The following is an 18,273-nucleotide window of genomic DNA, read 5'->3' on the forward strand; positions in this document are numbered from 1 at the left end:
CTTGATTAATCGGGGTTTACATCAGTTTGATAACGACAAAGCTCGATGGTTTAATATGGAATTCGAAATTAAGAAGGATCCTGAAAATAACGCTGAACGAAGTATTGAGCTCATTCGCGTTGAGGAAGGTGTTCGGATGATGAAAATCACTCATGATGGTAACGAATCGTTTGAAATACAGCGAGTTGTGCCAAAAGGGGTGATTCAATTCTATTTCTCTCTCGAAGGTCAAAGTCGATTCACCTTCGGTGGGAACTACGAACTCCAGCTCAAATCCGGCAAGAACTTTTTCTTCTACAATCCCGAAATGGATCTTCCCGTAAATGTCGAAGTTCCTCCCGGTGCACGTCATGTATTTCTATTCCTTACGATAGAAAGGGTGCATGAGTTGTTTGTAGAAGATGCCGCTGAGCTTCCTTTCTTGTCCAGCGAGAATGTCAATCGCAAGTTTTACGACGAGCGCGTGATTGCTCCACAGACTACCGTTGTTCTCAACCAATTGTTCAATACGCAGCTTTCACCGCAAGCTCAACGCCTATTCTATCAAGGCAAAGTGTACGAATTGCTGTCTTTTTATTTTTCGGCGCGAGAGGTCGACACCGTTTCTTGTCCTTTTTTAAATGATGAAGAAAACGTTCGCAAAATCAAGCTGGCTAAGGAATTCATGCTGAAACACATGGCCAATCCGCCGAGCATAAAAGACCTTGCTCGGGAGGTAGGCTTGAACGAATACCGACTAAAAGTTGGATTCAAAGAGGTTTATGGGAACACAGTCTATGGTTATCTGTTAGACCACAAGATGGATCATGCGCGCACGCTGCTCGATTCATCCAAGTATAAAGTAAATGAAGTTGCCTACACATTGGGATATACCAATCCAAGCCACTTCATTACTGCCTTCAAAAAGAAATTTGGACTTACACCTAAGAAGTACCTTTCTCACGAATGAAATCAGTAGCTATGCTAGTGAATCTGGGGTCACCAGATTCCACTGAAGTAAAGGATGTCAAAAGATATCTCGGAGAGTTTTTGATGGATGGACGCGTAATTGACGTTCCCTATCTGCTCCGTGCTTTTCTAGTAAAGGGGATTATTCTCAATACACGACCAAAGAAGTCTGCAGAGGCCTATAAGTCGATTTGGTGGGAAAATGGTTCACCTCTTATCGTGCTCAGTGAACGTCTTCAAGAAAAAGTACAAGCACACAGCGAAGTAAAGGTGGAGTTGGCAATGCGATATGGCAATCCTTCCATCACAGAAACGCTGAAGCGAATCAAGAGTGAGAATCCAGATTTGGAGAACTTGTTCGTCATTCCGCTTTACCCACATTATGCGATGTCGAGCTACGAAACGGTAGTCGAGCGTGTTCGCGAGGTAGCTGAATCAGAAATGCCAGGAATCAATCTCGATTTTCAAGAGCCTTTTTATGATGATGATCAGTATATCGACATCCTAGCAAAGAGTATTAAGCCCGCGCTTGAAACACCTTTTACCAAGGTGCTCTTCAGTTATCACGGAGTGCCGGAGCGCCACATCAAGAAGGGAGATGTCACCGGGAATCACTGCTTGAAAGAAGGGTGTTGCCAGACCAAATCTCCTGCACATGCAAAGTGCTATCGTCACCAGTGTTTTGAAACAACCCGACTCGTAGCCGAGAAGCTTGGATTGAAAGAAGATCAGTTCAGCGTAAGTTTCCAAAGCCGTTTAGGTCGCGACCCATGGTTAACGCCTTTCACGGATGCAACCTTAAAGGAATACGGGCATCAGGGTATGGAACGACTCGTGGTTGTTTGTCCCGCTTTCGTTTCCGATTGTCTAGAAACACTCGAAGAAATTCAGGTTGAAGGGGTCCACGACTTCCTAGGGGCTGGCGGCAAGGCCATCGAGGTGGTGCCTTGTTTAAATGATCGAGAAGATTGGTCGGCCTTACTTGGCAAATGGATCGATAACAGAACAACAGTTTAAAACAAAAAAGTCCCCACCAATTGGCGGGGACTTTTGCTTTTAAATCGATGGAAAATTACTCTTCCATCTGATAATCTCCTTCGGTTGGAGTTGTGATAGGCATTGCAGCTTCGCTTCCTTCTTCAATGGCTGTTGCCTCGAAGATGAGTAGCATCTCCATACCAGCCTGGCTCAAACCCTGCTCAATACGAAGAGGTGTGCCTTTTACCTGATCGGCAAATCCAGCAGGACCGCCAATTCCACCCATAGCATCTGGTGTGCTCATGACGATGTCTTCAGTCACGTAGATGGTGGTCACGTTTCCTTCCGCGTTGGTTACTTTGTATCCCTTTGCATTGAATCCGAGAATTTCTTTGGTGTCCCCAGTTTCTTCAACAGTCATGTCGTCTGCTGATTCTTCCGCTTCGGCTTCCTCTTCACGGCTCATTTCAGAAAGCTTCTGCTTGATGAACTGACCTTGAGAGGCGATGTAAACCATGTCTTCAGCTGGCTTGGCAACGAGGTGCATACCTTGCATGCCGTCCATTTTCATTCCGTAGTTCTCGCCGTCGGATGCCACAACCATTTCAGAAGGTAGCATGCCAGCGAACTGTTGTAGCATTGGGTTTTCACTTCCATCAGCCATTTCGATAGAAAGACCATAAGTCATCTTTCCCTTGAAGGCTTCTGGTTCTCCTTTCATCATTCCACAGCTTACCATGGCGAACCCGGCGAGTACTGGAAGTAGGTGTTTTAGTTTGTGTAGTTTCATATATCTCTCTCTTTCTAGTGTTTGCGTATTTGACAAAGATGACGAAAATTGTGGGTTTCCCTAGTCTTTTTGCTTGTTGATACCCAGCTCTTCCGCGTGTTCTTCAATGTATTGAACTGCTTTCAGCGCATTGGCGATTCCGCCCGTGATACTCAATTCGAGGAAGTCGGCATCCTCTGGAACCACAGCTGATTCTATCAGAACCATTTTTACCTGCGCTGCCGTAAGATTCGGATAGTACGAGCGAATAAGTCCCGCAATCCCTGTAACTACAGGAGCTGCCATACTTGTTCCGGAATTGAATCCGTAGGTGTTTACAGGTAAAGTGGAATAAATATCTTCTCCGGGAGCGAAGAGGTCGACGCTCATCTTGCCGTAGTTTGAGAAATCGGTTCCCAACATTTCTGGGTTACTCGAGTTTGCGCCTACTTCAATCCAGGTTTCGTTTTCAAGATTATTGACCTCGAACGGTAAATGCGGATAGTTCTCGCCTTCGTCCAGATCACGATAGTCATTTCCCGCTGCATGAATCAGCAGAACGTCATGTTCACCGGCCCATCTCGCCACCTCTTGCACCTGTTCAGCTTGGGGCGAGTAGTCTTTTCCAAAACTCATATTGATAACCTTCGCTCCATTGCGAACCGCATACTTAATGGCCATGGCCACGTCTTTATCGTATTCGTCTCCATCGGGAACAACGCGAAGAATCATAAGCTTTACGTTCGGAGCTACCCCATTAATGCCGATTCCGTTGTTTCTGGCCGCCCCAACAATTCCGGCTACGTGCGTTCCGTGATCGGAGCTTTGCCCCATCAAATCGGTATTCCCATAAATACTGTCGTTCCAATCGTATGGGTCGTCGCCAATGATTGAATCGCGAACACTCCATTCGGTATTCAGCGAATAATCGCGGTTCGATTCGAGGTATTCCGAATAGCCGTCAAGTTCCTCTTTCGTGAGTCCGTCTACCTCAAACGCGTAAAGCGAACGAGCGGCGATGCCAGCCTCACCCGAAGTTTTTCTCAGGCTGTTTAGGTCTTCTAAGGTGTAATCAGGACCAAGGGTGTCGACAACCGTTTCGTAGAACTTCATGTATGAATCTTTGAGGCGGGTGACCATCATCAATTCAAACTTGTTCTCTGTGAATTGTCGGTTGTAATCTTTCTTCACCTTCACCCACATGTCGTAGGCTTCACGGTCGGCTTTCTGAATGGAATCCATATCGAGACCATCCCAGTCTCGCTGAAACTTCACATAAAGTCGAGTGAGCTCGAGGGTTTCACCGTCGATATTTCCATTTTCTCCACCTAAGAAGTTCCATCCGTGCACATCGTCGATGTATCCATTGCCATCGTCGTCGATTCCGTTGCCAGGAATCTCGTCTTCATTCACCCACAATTGCGACTTCAGGTCGGCATGTGTGGTATCGATTCCTGAATCCATAATGGCAATAATCACTTCTTCCGATTCTCTTCCTTCGAGGAATTCGAGGGCTTGATCGGTGGCTACGCCGTATGGATTTTCTTCTGTGTACACGTGGTGCCATTCACGTCGAATGGTGCTCTCCTCGTCTTGAGCGTACGCACAAAGTGCAAGCACAAAAGCGAGCACTACGCTTGTTGATTTTTTATTCATTCGTTTGGGATTCGTCTAACCAGTTCTCTGGCATTTGATCCTTTAGCCATTCTATTAACGTCCCATCCTCCTTCATGTTTACAAGGGCATCCATTTCAGAAGTTTTGGGGAAGGCGCCGGATTGATATAACTCTATCATCCAAAGAACTCCGTTGAGCTCAGAACTGTAGCTGTCTATTGGAACGGCAGGGTGGCTTCGAAGATAATACAATTTCCCAGCTACGTGCTGAGTCATGAGTTCCTCATTGCTATCCGTGGCCTTAAAGAGGTATTCTCTCTGGGTTATAATGATGTACGGAACCCCCGTTATCCAATCGTCGAGAAACTTTACAGCCTCACTTCTACCGATGGGGTCTTCTTGTGGAGTCGTATGCTTCAGGTAGCTGATACAACTATCCACCATAGGCTCCATGGCGCGGTATTCGGCACTGTCGGTAATTCGTCTCACCTCTGGCCAGCCTTGAGCGAAGCTCATCAAACTGAATAAAATTCCCGCCAGAAGTAAAATCGATTTACGCATTTAAATGTTTTTCTAATTCCTCCACGAAAGGTACCATATCGTCCACATTCACGTGGTCCATAATTACAACCTTATACCAATCTGCATTTCCCTCATGCGAATCTGGTACCAATCCGTACTTCTCAACGAGATTTTTTGGCACTTGTGATGAACGCATGGTTACAATGTTGCTTCCTGGATAGCGGAAGAAATCGACCTTCAATCCATTCAATTGCTCTTCGAGCCAATCGGCGCGATAAGACAAAAGGTGGATTTTTTCGAACCAACCGTTCGGGCCATAGGTCTGCAGAATCATCCATACTGAAATGGCATTTGCACCAGACCGTGAGCCGCTTAAGGTGGCATCCAGGCCTGCTACGTATTGTGCTTCACCTGTGGTAGCATACGGGATAAGGCCCTTTCTGGAAAGATAGATTCCTGTTCCATACGGAGCCTGAACCATCTTGTGCGCGTCGAGTGTGATACTGCTAACATCCGGATTGGCGAATGACCAGCGGTCGTCTTCCGAAACAAATGGGAATACGAAGCCGCCATAAGCGCCATCTAAATGAAGCTTGAAGGGAAGGTTCGCTTTCTTCAAGGCATTGACATATGTGTCGGGATTGTCGGCCGATCCAAACATCGTGGTCATCATATTGGCCACAACCGCCACGGCCTTAATGCCCGTGGCTTTCATGTCTTCAATAGTTTTCTCCAGTGCCTGTTCGTTTATCGTGCGATCCTCATCGTTTACAGCCGCTACAAAGTGCGGCATTTGAAGCAAGTTGGCCGCTTTAAACATGGAGTAATGCGAATCTTCACTGAAAAGGATTCCAACTTCATTGGCGCTTAGGTTCAATTCCGACATGAAGTAGTTTCGGAATACCCAAATAGCTTGAATGTTGGCCTCTGTGCCACCAGCCGCTACATAGCCGTCTTGCTGGTCCCGTTCGCCCTTCAAGATATCTTCCGCGCAAAGCTCGATGAGTTGCTTTTCGATTTCCTGAGTTCCCGCGAAGAAAGGTTCGGAATCGCCCATAGTGTGACATCCAATGTGATTTGGATTCATGAGGAGGGTAGACAGGAACGGAGCGTCTTTCAGGAGCATTGGGTTGTTGTAGAACACGCGCTCGTCGAGATGCGAGGCGGGCACACCCAGTGCTTTTCTCTTTCGGTAATCTATATTCTGATCGAGCGCTTTAAATACGTGCTCGGTGATTTCCTCGTGTGTGAGTTTACGCCAATGGCGGTGTTTGCGAGTAGTCATTTCCTATGCTTTTGCGGGCACAAAGGTACAACCAATCCATTGCTGGAAACCTGACAAAAGTCTTCAATTCACCAAGGCCCAGCCGAGAAGTCCGATGGCAAAACCCAAAATGGAACCCAGCGGGGCAACGTACGAGTTCTTGAATTTTGCTGCAGGGGCTATGTCGCGGAAAATCAAATAGGTGATGCCACCACCTGAAAAGGTCATCAAGAAGCCCAGAACTGTTTCGCTTTCGGCCAACACGCTGGCGCCCAAGCCGGCACAAATAGGTCCCACAAAGCTCATGGATAGAAAGAGGAGGGTGGTTCGCAAATAGGGTGTTTTCGTGCTCTTCTCAGGCGGAAACTCTGCGAAAGCATTATATCCTTCAGGTAAATTTTGAATAAACATGATGAAGGCGAGAAGCACGGCCTGTGCCTGATCTTTCAGGAAGATGGCGCCAAGTGCAATAGCTTCGGGAACGAAATCGCTCAACATCGCCACAATTTGTGGTCCAGCTCCCTTACTCTTGCTCAGGAAATAATCTATACCTGCAAAGGCGGTACCGCCGAGCACGAAGGAAAGGACCCCGACATATTGATTCTGATTTTCCATTCCGTCGGGCACGAGAACCAGTGCCACAGCTGAAAGGAGGGCCCCACCCCCAATGGCGGTCATCAAATGATTAAAAAAGGTGCGCTCTCTTCCAAGTCTCTTTCTCAAGAATATGAAGAGCAGCGCACCGAGTGGAATACTTATTCCTCCTCCCCATGCGAGCAGAGCGGCGTAAATCCAATCGTTTTGCATGGAGTCAAGTTACGGAACGTACAATATGTATCAAGCGGTCTTCTTCCGATAGGTAGAAATTTTAAAGGGTAAATAAAGTGGGCAGAAGCGAACCATAGAGGTGACGAGGAAAATCGCCGCAAGCACAAGTGCAATGATGGCCCATCCGCCCGTGATGTAATCCGTGAATACCAATACTGCCAATCCAATGGCAAGTAGTACGCGTATCCATCTATCTAAATGTGACATGTTCGTTTTCATGGCCTGAAGTATTAGTGGTCTGTTCAATTACTACACTAAAGTTCAGGAAACTCCATAGTTCAAACTATGACTTACGTCACACTTCTGCGCATTTTGAAATTCACTCTCGTAAGTGCCAATGTGCCAATTACCGTCGGTAGTAGCCATAAGAAAACTTGAAGCTGCGAGATGTCGTACCCCATTCCGTGCAGCACTCTGCCCGCACCTGTGGTTAAGAATGCCGTGTACGCCGCAATGAGTGCTCCGCCCATTTCATTCAAGTGTAGAATAACTGGATTCGGTTTGATCGTTCCTCGGTAAATTCTGTAATCTCTGCGCGACATTGAAACGAGCAATGCACCAAAAATGATAGGGACAATTCCCATGGTGTTAGAATGCAACGCCAGTGCGGTGACCCCGATGTAAAGGAGTGCTGCCGAACCTGCCCAACCGAAGATGGACATCCCCAAACGGGCATTCCGATTCATTCCTCTAAAAGCCCTACTGCCTGTAATCACCATATGAAGGGTAAAGATGGATACCGCTAGCAGGAACATGTTATAGCGCATAGCAGATAAGATGAATCCCGAAATCGCCACGGCATACATGCAGTAAGTGAAAATTCCTCCGAAGAGGGAATGGAATCCTCTGCGCTTTCGAAGCAATCCGGCAATTGTGCCTGACAGCAGTGCCACCGTGCCTGTGAGGATGTGCGTGAACAGTAGTGTTGCGTGTAGTGTTTCCATGGTTCAGCTGTTTGAATTCGAAGCTATAGCAACCATGAGCAAGTCGAAACGAATTCATATTGCTATTTTCACGGTTCACACTTCAAAACTCACGATTCATGAAAAAGGCCCTACTATCCTTGGCGAGTTTTATGATTTGCGCCCTTTCTTGGGGACAATCTTTCGACCCTGAGGCCATCGAATCCATGACCTTTAGAAACGTCGGTCCCGCTGGGATGTCTGGACGCGTTACCACAATCGATTTCGATCGGTTCACTCATACCTACTACGTTGGGTCTGCCTCGGGCGGACTCTGGAAAACCGAAAATGAAGGTCAGACCTGGACCCCCATTTTTGAAAATGAAATGACATCGTCTATCGGCGCAGTGGCCGTAGATCCAAATAATCCAGATGTGATCTGGGTGGGGACAGGCGAGGGCAATCCTCGAAATTCTCAGAACTCGGGATATGGAATGTATAAGTCCATCGATGGAGGAGAAACCTGGATGCATCTTGGTCTTGAAGATACCCGGAACATCCACCGTGTAATAGTAGACCCTTCTAACTCAGATGTGGTTTATGTTGCCGCTATTGGTGTGGCTTGGGGCGATACCGAAGCTCGCGGTGTTTACCGAACTAAAGATGGCGGTGAAACGTGGGAGAAGATTCTGTACAACAACAATAGAACCGGCGCGGCCGACCTCGTGATGGACCCCCGCAACCCAAACAAGCTTATCGTTGCCATGTGGGAATACCGCCGTTGGCCATGGGAGTTTAAGTCGGGTGGCGAAGGCTCTGGAATTTATGTGACTTTCGACGGTGGTGATAGTTGGACGAAGCGTACCGATGAAGACGGGCTTCCTAAAGGGAACCTGGGACGCTGCGGTTTGGCAATTGCGGCAAGCAATCCTGAAATCGTGTATGCCCTAGTGGAAGCAAAAGATAAAAACGCGCTTTATCGCTCTGAGGATGGTGGCGCTAATTGGTCGAGGATAAGTGACGACGACGACATCGGTAACCGACCTTTTTATTACTCGGATATCTATGTAGACCCACAGCGCCCAAATCGAATTTACTCGCTTTGGTCGGTACTTACGCGAAGCGATGATGGCGGTAGAACGTGGAGAAACATTGGGCCATATTCATTCATTCACCCAGATCACCATGCTTTTTGGATTGACCCTCAAAATCCGGATCATGTTATTGATGGAAACGACGGTGGATTGAACATTTCTTACGACGGTGGAATCACGTGGCGATTCATCGATAACCTGCCACTCGCACAGTTCTACCACATCAGTGTAGACAATCAGATTCCTTACAATATCTACGGCGGAATGCAGGACAATGGCTCTTGGGTTGGTCCGGCGTATACATGGCGCTCTGGCGGAATCCGCAACGACCTGTGGGAAGAGGTGGCCTTCGGCGATGGATTCGATGTAGTGCCGCATCCAACGGATGACAATATCCTCTACGCGATGTCGCAAGAGGGTTTCGTTTCAAGAATTGATAGAGAAACGGGCTATGGAAAGTTGATTCGTCCGGTTCATCCAGACGGTGACGATTTGCGATTCAATTGGAATGCCGCAATCGCTCAAGATCCGTTTGATCCGAATACCATTTACTTCGGTTCTCAGTACGTGCACAAGTCCACCGACATGGGCGATACCTGGGAAATCATTTCAGAAGACCTTACCACCAATGACCCCGAGCATCAGAAGGCAGGACAGAGTGGTGGATTGACCTACGACGTTACAGGTGCGGAGAATTACACGACCATTCTCGCCATTTCGCCAAGTTCGGTTGAAGCCGACAAAGGCGTGATTTGGGCGAGTACGGATGATGGGAAGCTACACATTACGAGAGATGGCGGTGCAACTTGGACGGATGTTACGAAAGCCCTGAAGGGTATGCCGGAGGGAGCTTGGATTCCGCAGGTTGTAGTTGATGTGGATATGGAAGGCGCTGCTTGGATTGTGGTGAATGATTACCGCAGAAACAACTGGGAGCCTTATCTCTTCAGAACTACGGATTACGGAAAGTCATTCAAGCGTGTAGTTACAAATGAAAATGTGCATGGCTATGTTTTGAGTGTGGCTCCTGTACCAAACAATGAAAACCTTGTGTTCTTGGGGACGGAAAACGGACTGTACTATTCACTCGACAATGCTGAAACTTGGATGAAGTGGGGTGATGACTTGCCGACGATGCCAATTGCTGACATGGCCATACAGGAGCGCGAGCACGACTTGGTGCTTGGAACCTTTGGTCGTTCAGCGTGGGTGTTAGATGATATCCGTCCGCTTGAGGCACTTGCGGCCGACCAAAATGCGGTATTGACAAATCCGCTTACGGCATTTGAGGCGCCAGAAGGCATTCGCGCAATTTACCGTCAGGCTCAGGGCAAGCGCTTTGGAGCTTCGGCGACTTACTCCGGCGACAACCGCTGGGGAGGAGCGCGATTCTCTTATTGGATAAATAAGGATACGGCGGATGAGAACTTCAAGGAGAAGGAAATCCATTGGGACATCACAGACGCGTCTGGCGATACGATTCGTCACATTCAAAGAAAATATGAGGAAGGCTTGAATCGGGTTTCTTGGGATATGATGGAGAAGGGCGTTCGTATGCCGAGCATGAGCGAACCACGTCCGGGTAGTGAAGATTCCGATCCTGGATCTATTCCGGTATTGCCGGGAACGTATACGGTTCATGTGCGAATTGGGGAGCATTCGTCATCAACCATGGTTGAGGTTCAGCAAGATCCGAGGCTTCAATTCCCAATGTCGGAATTGGAAGAGAACTATGCTTACCAAAAAGAGCTGTTGCCGTATATCGATGCAGTTGCGCAGATCAGTACTAATTTGAGAAAGGCCAAGCGTTCGATTGATTTGGTAGAGAAGATTTTGGAAGTAGAGATGGAAGGCTTAGAAGAAGGGGATACTACCTTCAAGCCGGTGAAGACGCAAATCAAGGCGGTAAAAGACTCTTTGGAGCAGGTTCGCATGTCCATTTTCGGCAAGGAGAATGTGGAAGGATATTATGAACAGCCGGAAATCTGGTCGTCGGTAATGGGCTCGTTGGGCTATTACAACTGGACAAATCGGGGTCGAGTTACGGCGAACACCCGAGCGCTTGAGGCTAAGTTCAAGCGGGAGACGGAGAAAGTGATTGAAATGGCCAACGAATTCTTTGAAGAGGATTGGTCGGCATTCGAGACCTTCATCGAAGAGCAGAACTACTCGATTTTTGGTGAGATGGGGGAGATGGGGGTTCAGTAGGTAAGAGCGAATAGAATGTGGGTTGGTGATGTCATTTTCCGAAATCTGAAAAGATATCCCCTGCCCGAATTAGCATGATTTGCCAGTATGTCTGATTTTAATGAATCGAACAGCACACTTGCGAGTTCTGTAGAGGACGTCTTGAGCCATACCAAATGGAGCACTCGTTTTTTTGAGCAGGGAGATTTTGGCTCACTTAAGCAGTATGAGTTTTCGCATAATCGTCTTGAAGGCTGTGTGGATCTATGGGGTCAAGGATGGTTTGGGATTACGATTCGGGATAGTGCGAATGAGAGCACATTGATGAACATCTTAATTAGTCCTGAAGAGCAAGATGAAATTGACCCTTCCTTAGAGAAGCTAAAAAATTTCATAGCATGAAGCTACGGCCGGAAGAGGAATTGTTGTCTGGTGGTTGGGAGAACGCACATTTTGGCATTCAGGCCGATGCGACTCAGAAAAGGATTGACTTTTTGGTAGCCAATCATCTTGAGAAACTGGAAGAAGCATGCAGTGATTGGGGATCTGTCTGCCGGGACCCAGAAGATGGACGAATCTGGAAATTGTCTTATCCAAATAGTGAGCTTCATGGCGGCGGCCCTGCCGAGCTAAGATGTTTGGGTAATATGACTCATCCAAATGGTGATGATTAAAAAGCACTCGGGATGTTCAAAAAAAAATGGGATCCTCACATGTCCGCATTTTTTTCTACTTGAAAAGCTTAAGGTAATCTTCGAACCAATAGAATTTGCCTCTCTTGGCTCCGGTCATCTCCTTCAGAATTCCTGAGTTTTCTAGCTCCTCAACCAATTTGTAAGCGGATGGCATGGAAAGTCCGGTTATCTCAGAAACTTTAGGGGTTTTGATAAAGGGGTTTATGTAAAGTTGATTGACGACGATTCTGGCGTTGCTAGCTCGAGCACCCAACGATTGAATTTTCTCGTCGACCTCCTTTTGAAGCTTCATGATGTTGTCGAATGTTTCAATACTACTTTTGGCTGTTTCAATTACACCCACAAGGAAGAATTTGAACCATTGTATAATGTCATTAGTATTGCGTGCTCGCATCAGGTTCTGATAGTATAGCTCCCTGTGGCGCTCAAAAAAGTCCGACAAGTAGAGAATGGGTTTCTTTAGGATTCCCTTTTCAACCAGATAGAGTGTGATTAAAAGTCTTCCTACCCTGCCATTTCCATCAAGGAATGGGTGGATGGTCTCAAATTGATAGTGGATTAGAGCGATCTTCAGTAAGTGAGGTAATCTATTACTATCGTTATGAGAGAACTTTTCCAAATCGCTCATTAACCGCGGGATCTCCGAAAATGGGGGAGGAATAAATATGGCGTCTGAGATTGAGGCTCCACCGATCCAGTTTTGACTCGTTCGAAACTGTCCTGGAATTTTGTGCTTTCCTCTCACTCCTTGAAGAAGGACTTTGTGAGCTATTTTTATGAGTCTAGATGATAGTGGAAGCTCCTCAAGTGAAGCTATTGCCGTGTTCAAAGCTTTAATGTAGTTCTGAACCTCTTCCCAGTCGTCACGTTGTTCTTCTGCTAGTTCTTCCTTGTCTTGTAGTGCTTCTTCAATATTAGTTTTAGTTCCCTCAATCTTGCTCGACTTGGTTGCTTCTTTCATGACGTGCATCGAGATAAATAGATCAATATTAGGCGTATGCTCAGAATACATGTCTAGTCTACCGAGTTGTCTGTCAGCTTGACTTAGTAACTCAATAACCTCCATGTCATCCAACTTCCAAACTCTATCGATCTCCTCAGGAATAAAGCTTTTAAAGGTCCCTTGACTTACGTATGCACCTGCTTTAAAATTCTCCATGAAAGCTTATTTATTCAAACCGCTAATTTAAGAAATTATCAAAAAACTTAAATAATAAGTCTCATTGATTAACTTATTCAGCTTTTTCTTAATTAAAGAGAGTTCGTATTAAAGTGTCGGCCCAATAGATTATTCTAAGACGTAAGGCTGAAAGAGTTTCATTATAAGTAGCTTGATTTGGTCAAAGCAGAAAAGAAGGATTGTTTCGAATTGTGTGAGGTAAATAACATAGCCTTCATCTGAATAGATAATGTGTGCCACACATTTTCAGGCATAAAAAAGGGGACCCTCACGAGTCCCCTTTCCTTATCTATATGATATGTGTGATTACTGAATCACCACTTTCTCTGTCTGAACACTTCCATTGGAAGTTACACGAACCATGTAAACGCCCGCTGGGATGTTCTCTACAGAAACTTCGGTTTGACCGAGTGCGATGTCTCCGTTTAGCACAACTTGTCCGTTGGTGTTCATGATTTGGTATGACGCATCTTCGGTGGTGCCGGTATTGATGTTCAACGTGGTATTGGCAGGGTTAGGGTAGATGGCAAGGCTTGAGCCGAGCTCTTCTTCTAGACCGATACCTACGTCCATGCGTACTTCATCAATATACAGGTTGTTACCGCCATCAGGAGTGTAGGCGAAACGAATAAGGATTGGATCCGGACCTACATATGAGTTGAGGTTAATCACGGCTTCTGTCCATTGGCTCGAATTAGGGACGAAGTTGCCTGTAACGTTTGCTCCGGCTGTGTTCAGCTGGAACGACGAAATCAGCCGAGCGATATTCCAGGTTTCACCACAATCTTGAGAAACAAGCACGGTGAGGCGGTCTTGGTTAGAAGACTCCTGACGTGCCCATGCGTATTGGAAACGAAGTGTTGCCGTTGGCGTTTCGTCCAACAAAATGGCTGATGATTGAAGAATATCGTCGCCACCGTCGGCCAACGATGAACGGTTTGGATTGATGGCGCTCTTAGTTCCTCCGAAGGCAGCGACGCTGGAAGTTGACCATTTGCGGCCATCGCCATTGTCGAGAACCAACCAGGTTGAATTTGGGAGGTCGTTTTCGAAAGTTGCAGTAAAGTTGTTATCCCAGTAAGGGTTGGTATCGTAAACTGTGAATTCGGCTTGTTTCTCTTGTGAATCAGAACCGAGTCCGTTCGTGATGGTGAATTTCACGTCATACGTTCCGGTTTGGGTGAAATTCATCACTGGATTCTCCAACGAAGAAGTGGAAATAACTTGACCGTTCTTTTTGAACTCCCAGCTGAAGGTCGTGCCATTGTCGTGGCTAGCACCTAGGTTGAAGAACTGAATGTCTTCCCCTGCGCATACGGTATGTCGCTCGGAAGTAAACTTCACGGTAGGGATTGCGTTAACCGTCCCGCCGCCGATGCCGGTGAGGGCATGGTTTGCGGTAGTGGTGAGCATGCCTCTTCTCCAGAGCGGGTGAGCGGTGGCGTTGAGACAATCCTTGGCGCGAACTTTTTGTCCGGCTGTGAAAGTGTTCACACAAACGTCGTTGGCGTAATCCATGTAGTTCTCGATCATGTCCGGCTCATCGTTTGCACCGGTATTACATGTGTTGCGATTGAAGTTGCATCCGTAAGAAGGAGAGGCGATAGGTGGGGTATCGGCGATTACGTCGCCTTGACCACCACAACCGTTTTGGAATGGGTGGTAGAGGTTAAGGAAGTGGCCAACCTCGTGGGTGAGTGTGCGACCATTTGAAACTGCGGTACCGATGCGACCCATTTGATCGTGACGAATCACGATACCGTCGTCGGTCACCGGTTGGTTGTTATAAGGAAAGGCTGCGTAACCTAGGATGGTACCTTGTGAAGGAGGTAGGCCGAGGTCGATAGCGCGAACTACCCAAACGTTGAGATAGTTTTGATTTGGCCAATTGATTTCTCCTTTGATGGCATCGTTGGCGCCGAGTGAGCGGTCGCTTTGGTGATAGGTGATGCCGTTGGTAGCGTTACCGTTGGGATCTTTCTTCGCGAGGGCGAATTGGATTTCAAGGTTGGCTTGGCGGGAAGCGAAGATGGCGCGAACGTTTCCGGCGTCGGAATTAGTAAGGCTGTAATCTTCGTTGAGGACATCGATGGCGTCTTCTACTTGGGCTACAGAAATACTGTCTTCGAAATTGTAGTACATCACGTGTACGACTACGGGAATGGTTTGAACCACTTCCTGACCGGTAGTATAGGTGTCGCGATTTTCCATCCAAAGCTCGTCGGCCTCTTGGCGTTCGATTTGGAGTTGCGGATTATTGGCGGCTTGTTGTTGATAGTAGATATCAGTACCGCATTGGTCGTGGGAGTGTTGATGTTGGGCGGCGCTTGATAGGGTGGTTAGAGCAAGCGCAAGAATAGCCAAGTACCTCATTATATATATGGGCTTTTCAGATTTGAAAAAATGTACGAGGTTAGTCGTCAAGTAGCTGGCAGACAACAAAGATAACTAAACCAAACGCTTTTAGTTCAATTTGTTAAGCTCAATTTGCCAATCTTCCAAAATTCGTTGTAACTTCGCAGCCCCTTTTGGGAGGGGTATGTTTTATCTAATTAATTAAAGTTGACAAAGTTGTGGATACTTTGAGTTACAAAACCGTTTCAGCGAACGCGTCTACTGTTGATAAGCAGTGGGTTGTGGTTGACGCTGAAGGCCAGGCACTGGGTCGCCTAGCTTCAAAGGTTGCGAAGCTGATCCGCGGCAAGCACAAAGCCAACTACACGCCTCACGTTGATTGTGGTGATAATGTTATCATCATCAATGCTGAGAAAGTGGAGATGAGCGGAAACAAGGGAGCGCAGCGTGACCATATTTGGCACACTGGCTATCCTGGTGGGCAGCGCCGTATCAGCTACAATGACCTTAAAGACAAGAATGCACGCCGTTTGGTGGAGAACGCAGTACGCGGAATGCTCCCTAAGAATCGTTTGGGCCGCGCATTGTTCAGAAACCTTTATGTATATGAAGGGGCTGAGCATACGCATGAGGCGCAACAGCCAACGGTAATCAACCTCAATGAATTTAAGTGATGGCAGCTACACATACAATTGGAAGAAGAAAGACATCTGTAGCCCGTGTGTACATGAGCGAGGGAAAAGGTTCCATCGTTATCAATGGCAAGGACTACAAGGAGTACTTCACCGTTGCTACCTTGGTATACAAGGTTGAGCAGGCATTGGCCCTCACAGAGACATTGGGTAAGTACGATGTAAAAATTAACGTTGACGGTGGCGGTATCACTGGTCAGGCAGAAGCAATTCGCCTTGGCTTGAGCCGTGCCCTTTGCGAAATCAATCCAGAACACCGTTTGGTATTGAAGCCGGAAGGTCTGATGACTCGTGACCCACGTATGGTGGAGCGCAAGAAATTCGGTCAGAAGAAAGCTCGTAAGAAATTCCAGTTCTCCAAGCGATAATCTTTCGTTTAGAATCCAAACTCACAAGATCGCATGTCGCTACTTGAGAGTTGCATTCAGCGAATGTAAACGGAAAAGAAAATGGCAAATCCAGAAAAAACAAAAGCACTACTCGATGCCGGTGTGCACTTTGGTCACTTGACCAGAAAATGGCATCCAAACATGGCTCCTTATATCTTTATGGAGCGCAATGGTATCCACATTATTGACCTGCACAAGACCCAGGCGAAATTGGAAGATGCTCAGAGAGCGTTGACTAAAATTGCAGCTTCAGGTCGTAAAATTCTCTTCGTTGCAACGAAGAAGCAAGGCAAGGAGATTGTTGCGGAATTCGCTGCTGAGGCGAACATGCCGTACATCACCGAGCGTTGGGCTGGTGGTATGCTCACAAACTTCGTGACCATCCGTAAGGCTATCAAGAAAATGGCAAACATCGATAAGATGAAGGCCGACGGTACTTTCGAAACACTTTCTAAGCGCGAGCGCTTGCAAGTTGATCGTCAGCGTGCCAAGCTCGAAAAGAACTTGGGTTCAATCGCCGACATGAGCCGTCTACCTGCCGCTATTTTCGTAGTTGACGTACTTCGCGAGCACATTGCCGTAGAAGAAGCGCGCAAGCTGAACATTCCTGTATTCGCTATGGTGGATACAAACAGCGACCCGCTACTCGTTGACTTCCCTATCCCGGCTAACGACGATGCCTCTAAGTCTATCTCTATCATCATGTCTGAAGTAACTACCGCTATCAAAGAGGGGTTGTCTCAGCGTAAAAATGAGAAAGAGAAAGCTGGTAATGAAAAGGTCGCTAAGAAAGCAGCCAAGGTTGCTACCAACGACTAAGCATTACCAAAGCTTAACAATTCAGTGAATGAAAAGAGAAGAGATGAACCGAGATTCGTCTCTTCTCTACTTTGTTTAAAGACCGACTAAATTTCATAGATCATGTCAAAGATCACTGCTGCTGATGTAAATAAATTGCGCAAGCAGACCGGCGCTGGTATGATGGACTGCAAAAATGCACTCGTAGAAGCTAATGGCGACTTCGATGCTGCAGTTGATATCCTCCGTAAAAAAGGTCAGAAAATCGCCGCTAAGCGTGCCGATCGCGATGCTACCGAAGGTGCTGTTATCGCTAAGGCTTCTGCTGACAACAAGCGTGGCGTTATCGTAAGCCTTAACTGCGAAACTGACTTCGTTGCTAAAAACGATTCTTTCGTAGAGTTGGCTAACAAATTGGCTGATATCGCTCTTGAGGTATTCCCTGAGAACGTAGAAGGTCTCCTCGCTGCCGATTTCGGCGGAGGAATGACTATCAGCGAAAAGCTTACCGAGCAAACAGGTGTTATTGGTGAGAAACTCGAATTGGGTTCTTACGAAAACATCGAAGGCGAGTTCGTTGGATCTTACATCCACGCTGGTAACAAGCTTGCTACCGTAGTTTCTTTGAGCGGTGCCGCTGAAGATGCTGCTAAAGACGTAGCCATGCAAGCTGCAGCGATGAACCCTGTTGCCCTCGATCGCACCAGCGTTTCTCAAGCTGATATCGACCGTGAAATGGATATCATCCGCGACCAGATTCGTCAGGAAGGTAAGCCAGAAGAAATGGTTGACAAGATTGCTCAAGGTAAACTCAACAAATTCTTCAAGGAGAATACATTGGTTGACCAAGACTTCATCAAAGACGGAAAGCAGTCTGTATCTCAATACCTTAACAGCGTAGAAAAAGGTCTTACAGTGACTGGCTTCAAGCGTGTTGGTTTGGGTGTATAATCTACAGACCTACTGAACTGAGAATCCCGGCGGAAACGTCGGGATTTTTTTTTGGTGTATGTGGGGTGTTTGGCTCGCAGAGAAATGAGGAGGAGCGTGGTGGATT

General features: G+C 47.0%; 18 protein-coding genes. 9 read left to right on the forward strand and 9 right to left on the reverse strand.

Going from position 1 to position 18,273, the window contains the following annotated elements:
* Positions 1–55: 55 nt before the first annotated feature.
* Together F8C67_RS12820 and hemH are read left to right on the forward strand one after the other, a co-directional pair.
* A complete protein-coding gene (locus F8C67_RS12820) occupies positions 56–949 on the forward strand; it encodes a helix-turn-helix transcriptional regulator (RefSeq protein ID WP_151668258.1) in 894 nt (297 codons plus the stop codon).
* The gene (gene hemH, locus F8C67_RS12825) at positions 946–1,965 is read left to right on the forward strand and encodes a ferrochelatase (protein ID WP_151668259.1); all 1,020 of its coding nucleotides are present in this window, start codon (positions 946–948) and stop codon (positions 1,963–1,965) included. Before F8C67_RS12820 ends, hemH begins: the two co-directional genes overlap by 4 nt.
* 55 nt (positions 1,966–2,020) lie before the next feature.
* On the opposite strand, the gene F8C67_RS12830 is transcribed toward hemH, so the two are convergent.
* The 7 genes from F8C67_RS12830 to F8C67_RS12860 form a co-directional block, all read right to left on the reverse strand.
* Positions 2,021–2,716: a DUF4412 domain-containing protein gene (locus F8C67_RS12830; protein WP_151668260.1), complete on the reverse strand. Its 696-nt coding sequence runs from the start codon at positions 2,714–2,716 to the stop codon at positions 2,021–2,023.
* Between the two features lie 60 nt (positions 2,717–2,776).
* Entirely contained in the window at positions 2,777–4,351 is a 1,575-nt protein-coding gene (locus F8C67_RS12835) for a S8 family serine peptidase (protein ID WP_151668261.1), read from the reverse strand.
* Positions 4,344–4,871 (reverse strand): hypothetical protein, encoded by a 528-nt coding sequence (locus tag F8C67_RS12840; protein WP_151668262.1) that lies wholly within the window; start codon positions 4,869–4,871, stop codon positions 4,344–4,346. Before F8C67_RS12840 ends, F8C67_RS12835 begins: the two co-directional genes overlap by 8 nt.
* Positions 4,864–6,117, reverse strand: a complete 1,254-nt coding sequence (locus tag F8C67_RS12845) for an aminotransferase class I/II-fold pyridoxal phosphate-dependent enzyme (protein ID WP_151668263.1) — start codon at positions 6,115–6,117, stop codon at positions 4,864–4,866. Before F8C67_RS12845 ends, F8C67_RS12840 begins: the two co-directional genes overlap by 8 nt.
* 63 nt (positions 6,118–6,180) lie before the next feature.
* Entirely contained in the window at positions 6,181–6,903 is a 723-nt protein-coding gene (locus F8C67_RS12850) for a ZIP family metal transporter (RefSeq protein WP_151668264.1), read from the reverse strand.
* A 30-nt stretch (positions 6,904–6,933) separates the two neighbouring features.
* On the reverse strand, positions 6,934–7,143 hold the full coding sequence (locus tag F8C67_RS12855) for a YgaP family membrane protein (RefSeq protein WP_151668265.1): 210 nt from the start codon (positions 7,141–7,143) through the stop codon (positions 6,934–6,936).
* A 71-nt stretch (positions 7,144–7,214) separates the two neighbouring features.
* On the reverse strand, positions 7,215–7,868 hold the full coding sequence (locus tag F8C67_RS12860) for a DUF2306 domain-containing protein (RefSeq protein ID WP_151668266.1): 654 nt from the start codon (positions 7,866–7,868) through the stop codon (positions 7,215–7,217).
* Positions 7,869–7,966: 98 nt separating this feature from the next.
* Between F8C67_RS12860 and F8C67_RS12865 the strand changes: the two genes are divergently transcribed.
* The 3 genes from F8C67_RS12865 to F8C67_RS12875 all read left to right on the forward strand — a co-directional run bounded on the left by F8C67_RS12865 (position 7,967) and on the right by F8C67_RS12875 (position 11,781).
* Positions 7,967–11,128: a WD40/YVTN/BNR-like repeat-containing protein gene (locus tag F8C67_RS12865; RefSeq protein ID WP_151668267.1), complete on the forward strand. Its 3,162-nt coding sequence runs from the start codon at positions 7,967–7,969 to the stop codon at positions 11,126–11,128.
* A gap of 87 nt (positions 11,129–11,215) precedes the next feature.
* A complete protein-coding gene (locus F8C67_RS12870; RefSeq protein WP_151668268.1) occupies positions 11,216–11,509 on the forward strand; it encodes a hypothetical protein in 294 nt (97 codons plus the stop codon).
* Complete coding sequence (locus F8C67_RS12875; protein WP_151668269.1) at positions 11,506–11,781, forward strand: Imm27 family immunity protein; 276 nt, start codon at positions 11,506–11,508, stop codon at positions 11,779–11,781. Before F8C67_RS12870 ends, F8C67_RS12875 begins: the two co-directional genes overlap by 4 nt.
* 55 nt (positions 11,782–11,836) lie before the next feature.
* Here F8C67_RS12875 and F8C67_RS12880 read toward each other — a convergent pair whose 3' ends face one another.
* Positions 11,837–12,961, reverse strand: a complete 1,125-nt coding sequence (locus F8C67_RS12880) for a Fic family protein (protein WP_151668270.1) — start codon at positions 12,959–12,961, stop codon at positions 11,837–11,839.
* 327 nt (positions 12,962–13,288) lie between these two features.
* Positions 13,289–15,355: a M43 family zinc metalloprotease gene (locus F8C67_RS12885; RefSeq protein WP_151668271.1), complete on the reverse strand. Its 2,067-nt coding sequence runs from the start codon at positions 15,353–15,355 to the stop codon at positions 13,289–13,291.
* 200 nt (positions 15,356–15,555) lie between these two features.
* On the opposite strand from F8C67_RS12885, the gene rplM reads away from it, so the two are divergent.
* The 4 genes from rplM to tsf all read left to right on the forward strand — a co-directional run bounded on the left by rplM (position 15,556) and on the right by tsf (position 18,167).
* Positions 15,556–16,011 (forward strand): 50S ribosomal protein L13, encoded by a 456-nt coding sequence (gene rplM, locus F8C67_RS12890; protein WP_151668272.1) that lies wholly within the window; start codon positions 15,556–15,558, stop codon positions 16,009–16,011.
* The gene (rpsI, locus tag F8C67_RS12895; RefSeq protein ID WP_151668273.1) at positions 16,011–16,397 is read left to right on the forward strand and encodes a 30S ribosomal protein S9; all 387 of its coding nucleotides are present in this window, start codon (positions 16,011–16,013) and stop codon (positions 16,395–16,397) included. The genes rplM and rpsI overlap by 1 nt, the downstream gene beginning before the upstream one ends.
* An 81-nt stretch (positions 16,398–16,478) precedes the next feature.
* Entirely contained in the window at positions 16,479–17,237 is a 759-nt protein-coding gene (gene rpsB / locus F8C67_RS12900; RefSeq protein ID WP_151668274.1) for a 30S ribosomal protein S2, read from the forward strand.
* 102 nt (positions 17,238–17,339) lie between these two features.
* On the forward strand, positions 17,340–18,167 hold the full coding sequence (gene tsf, locus F8C67_RS12905) for a translation elongation factor Ts (protein WP_151668275.1): 828 nt from the start codon (positions 17,340–17,342) through the stop codon (positions 18,165–18,167).
* Positions 18,168–18,273: the final 106 nt, after the last annotated feature.

The organism is Phaeocystidibacter luteus, from assembly GCF_008933115.1.
In the GTDB taxonomy this organism is placed as follows: domain Bacteria; phylum Bacteroidota; class Bacteroidia; order Flavobacteriales; family Schleiferiaceae; genus Phaeocystidibacter; species Phaeocystidibacter luteus.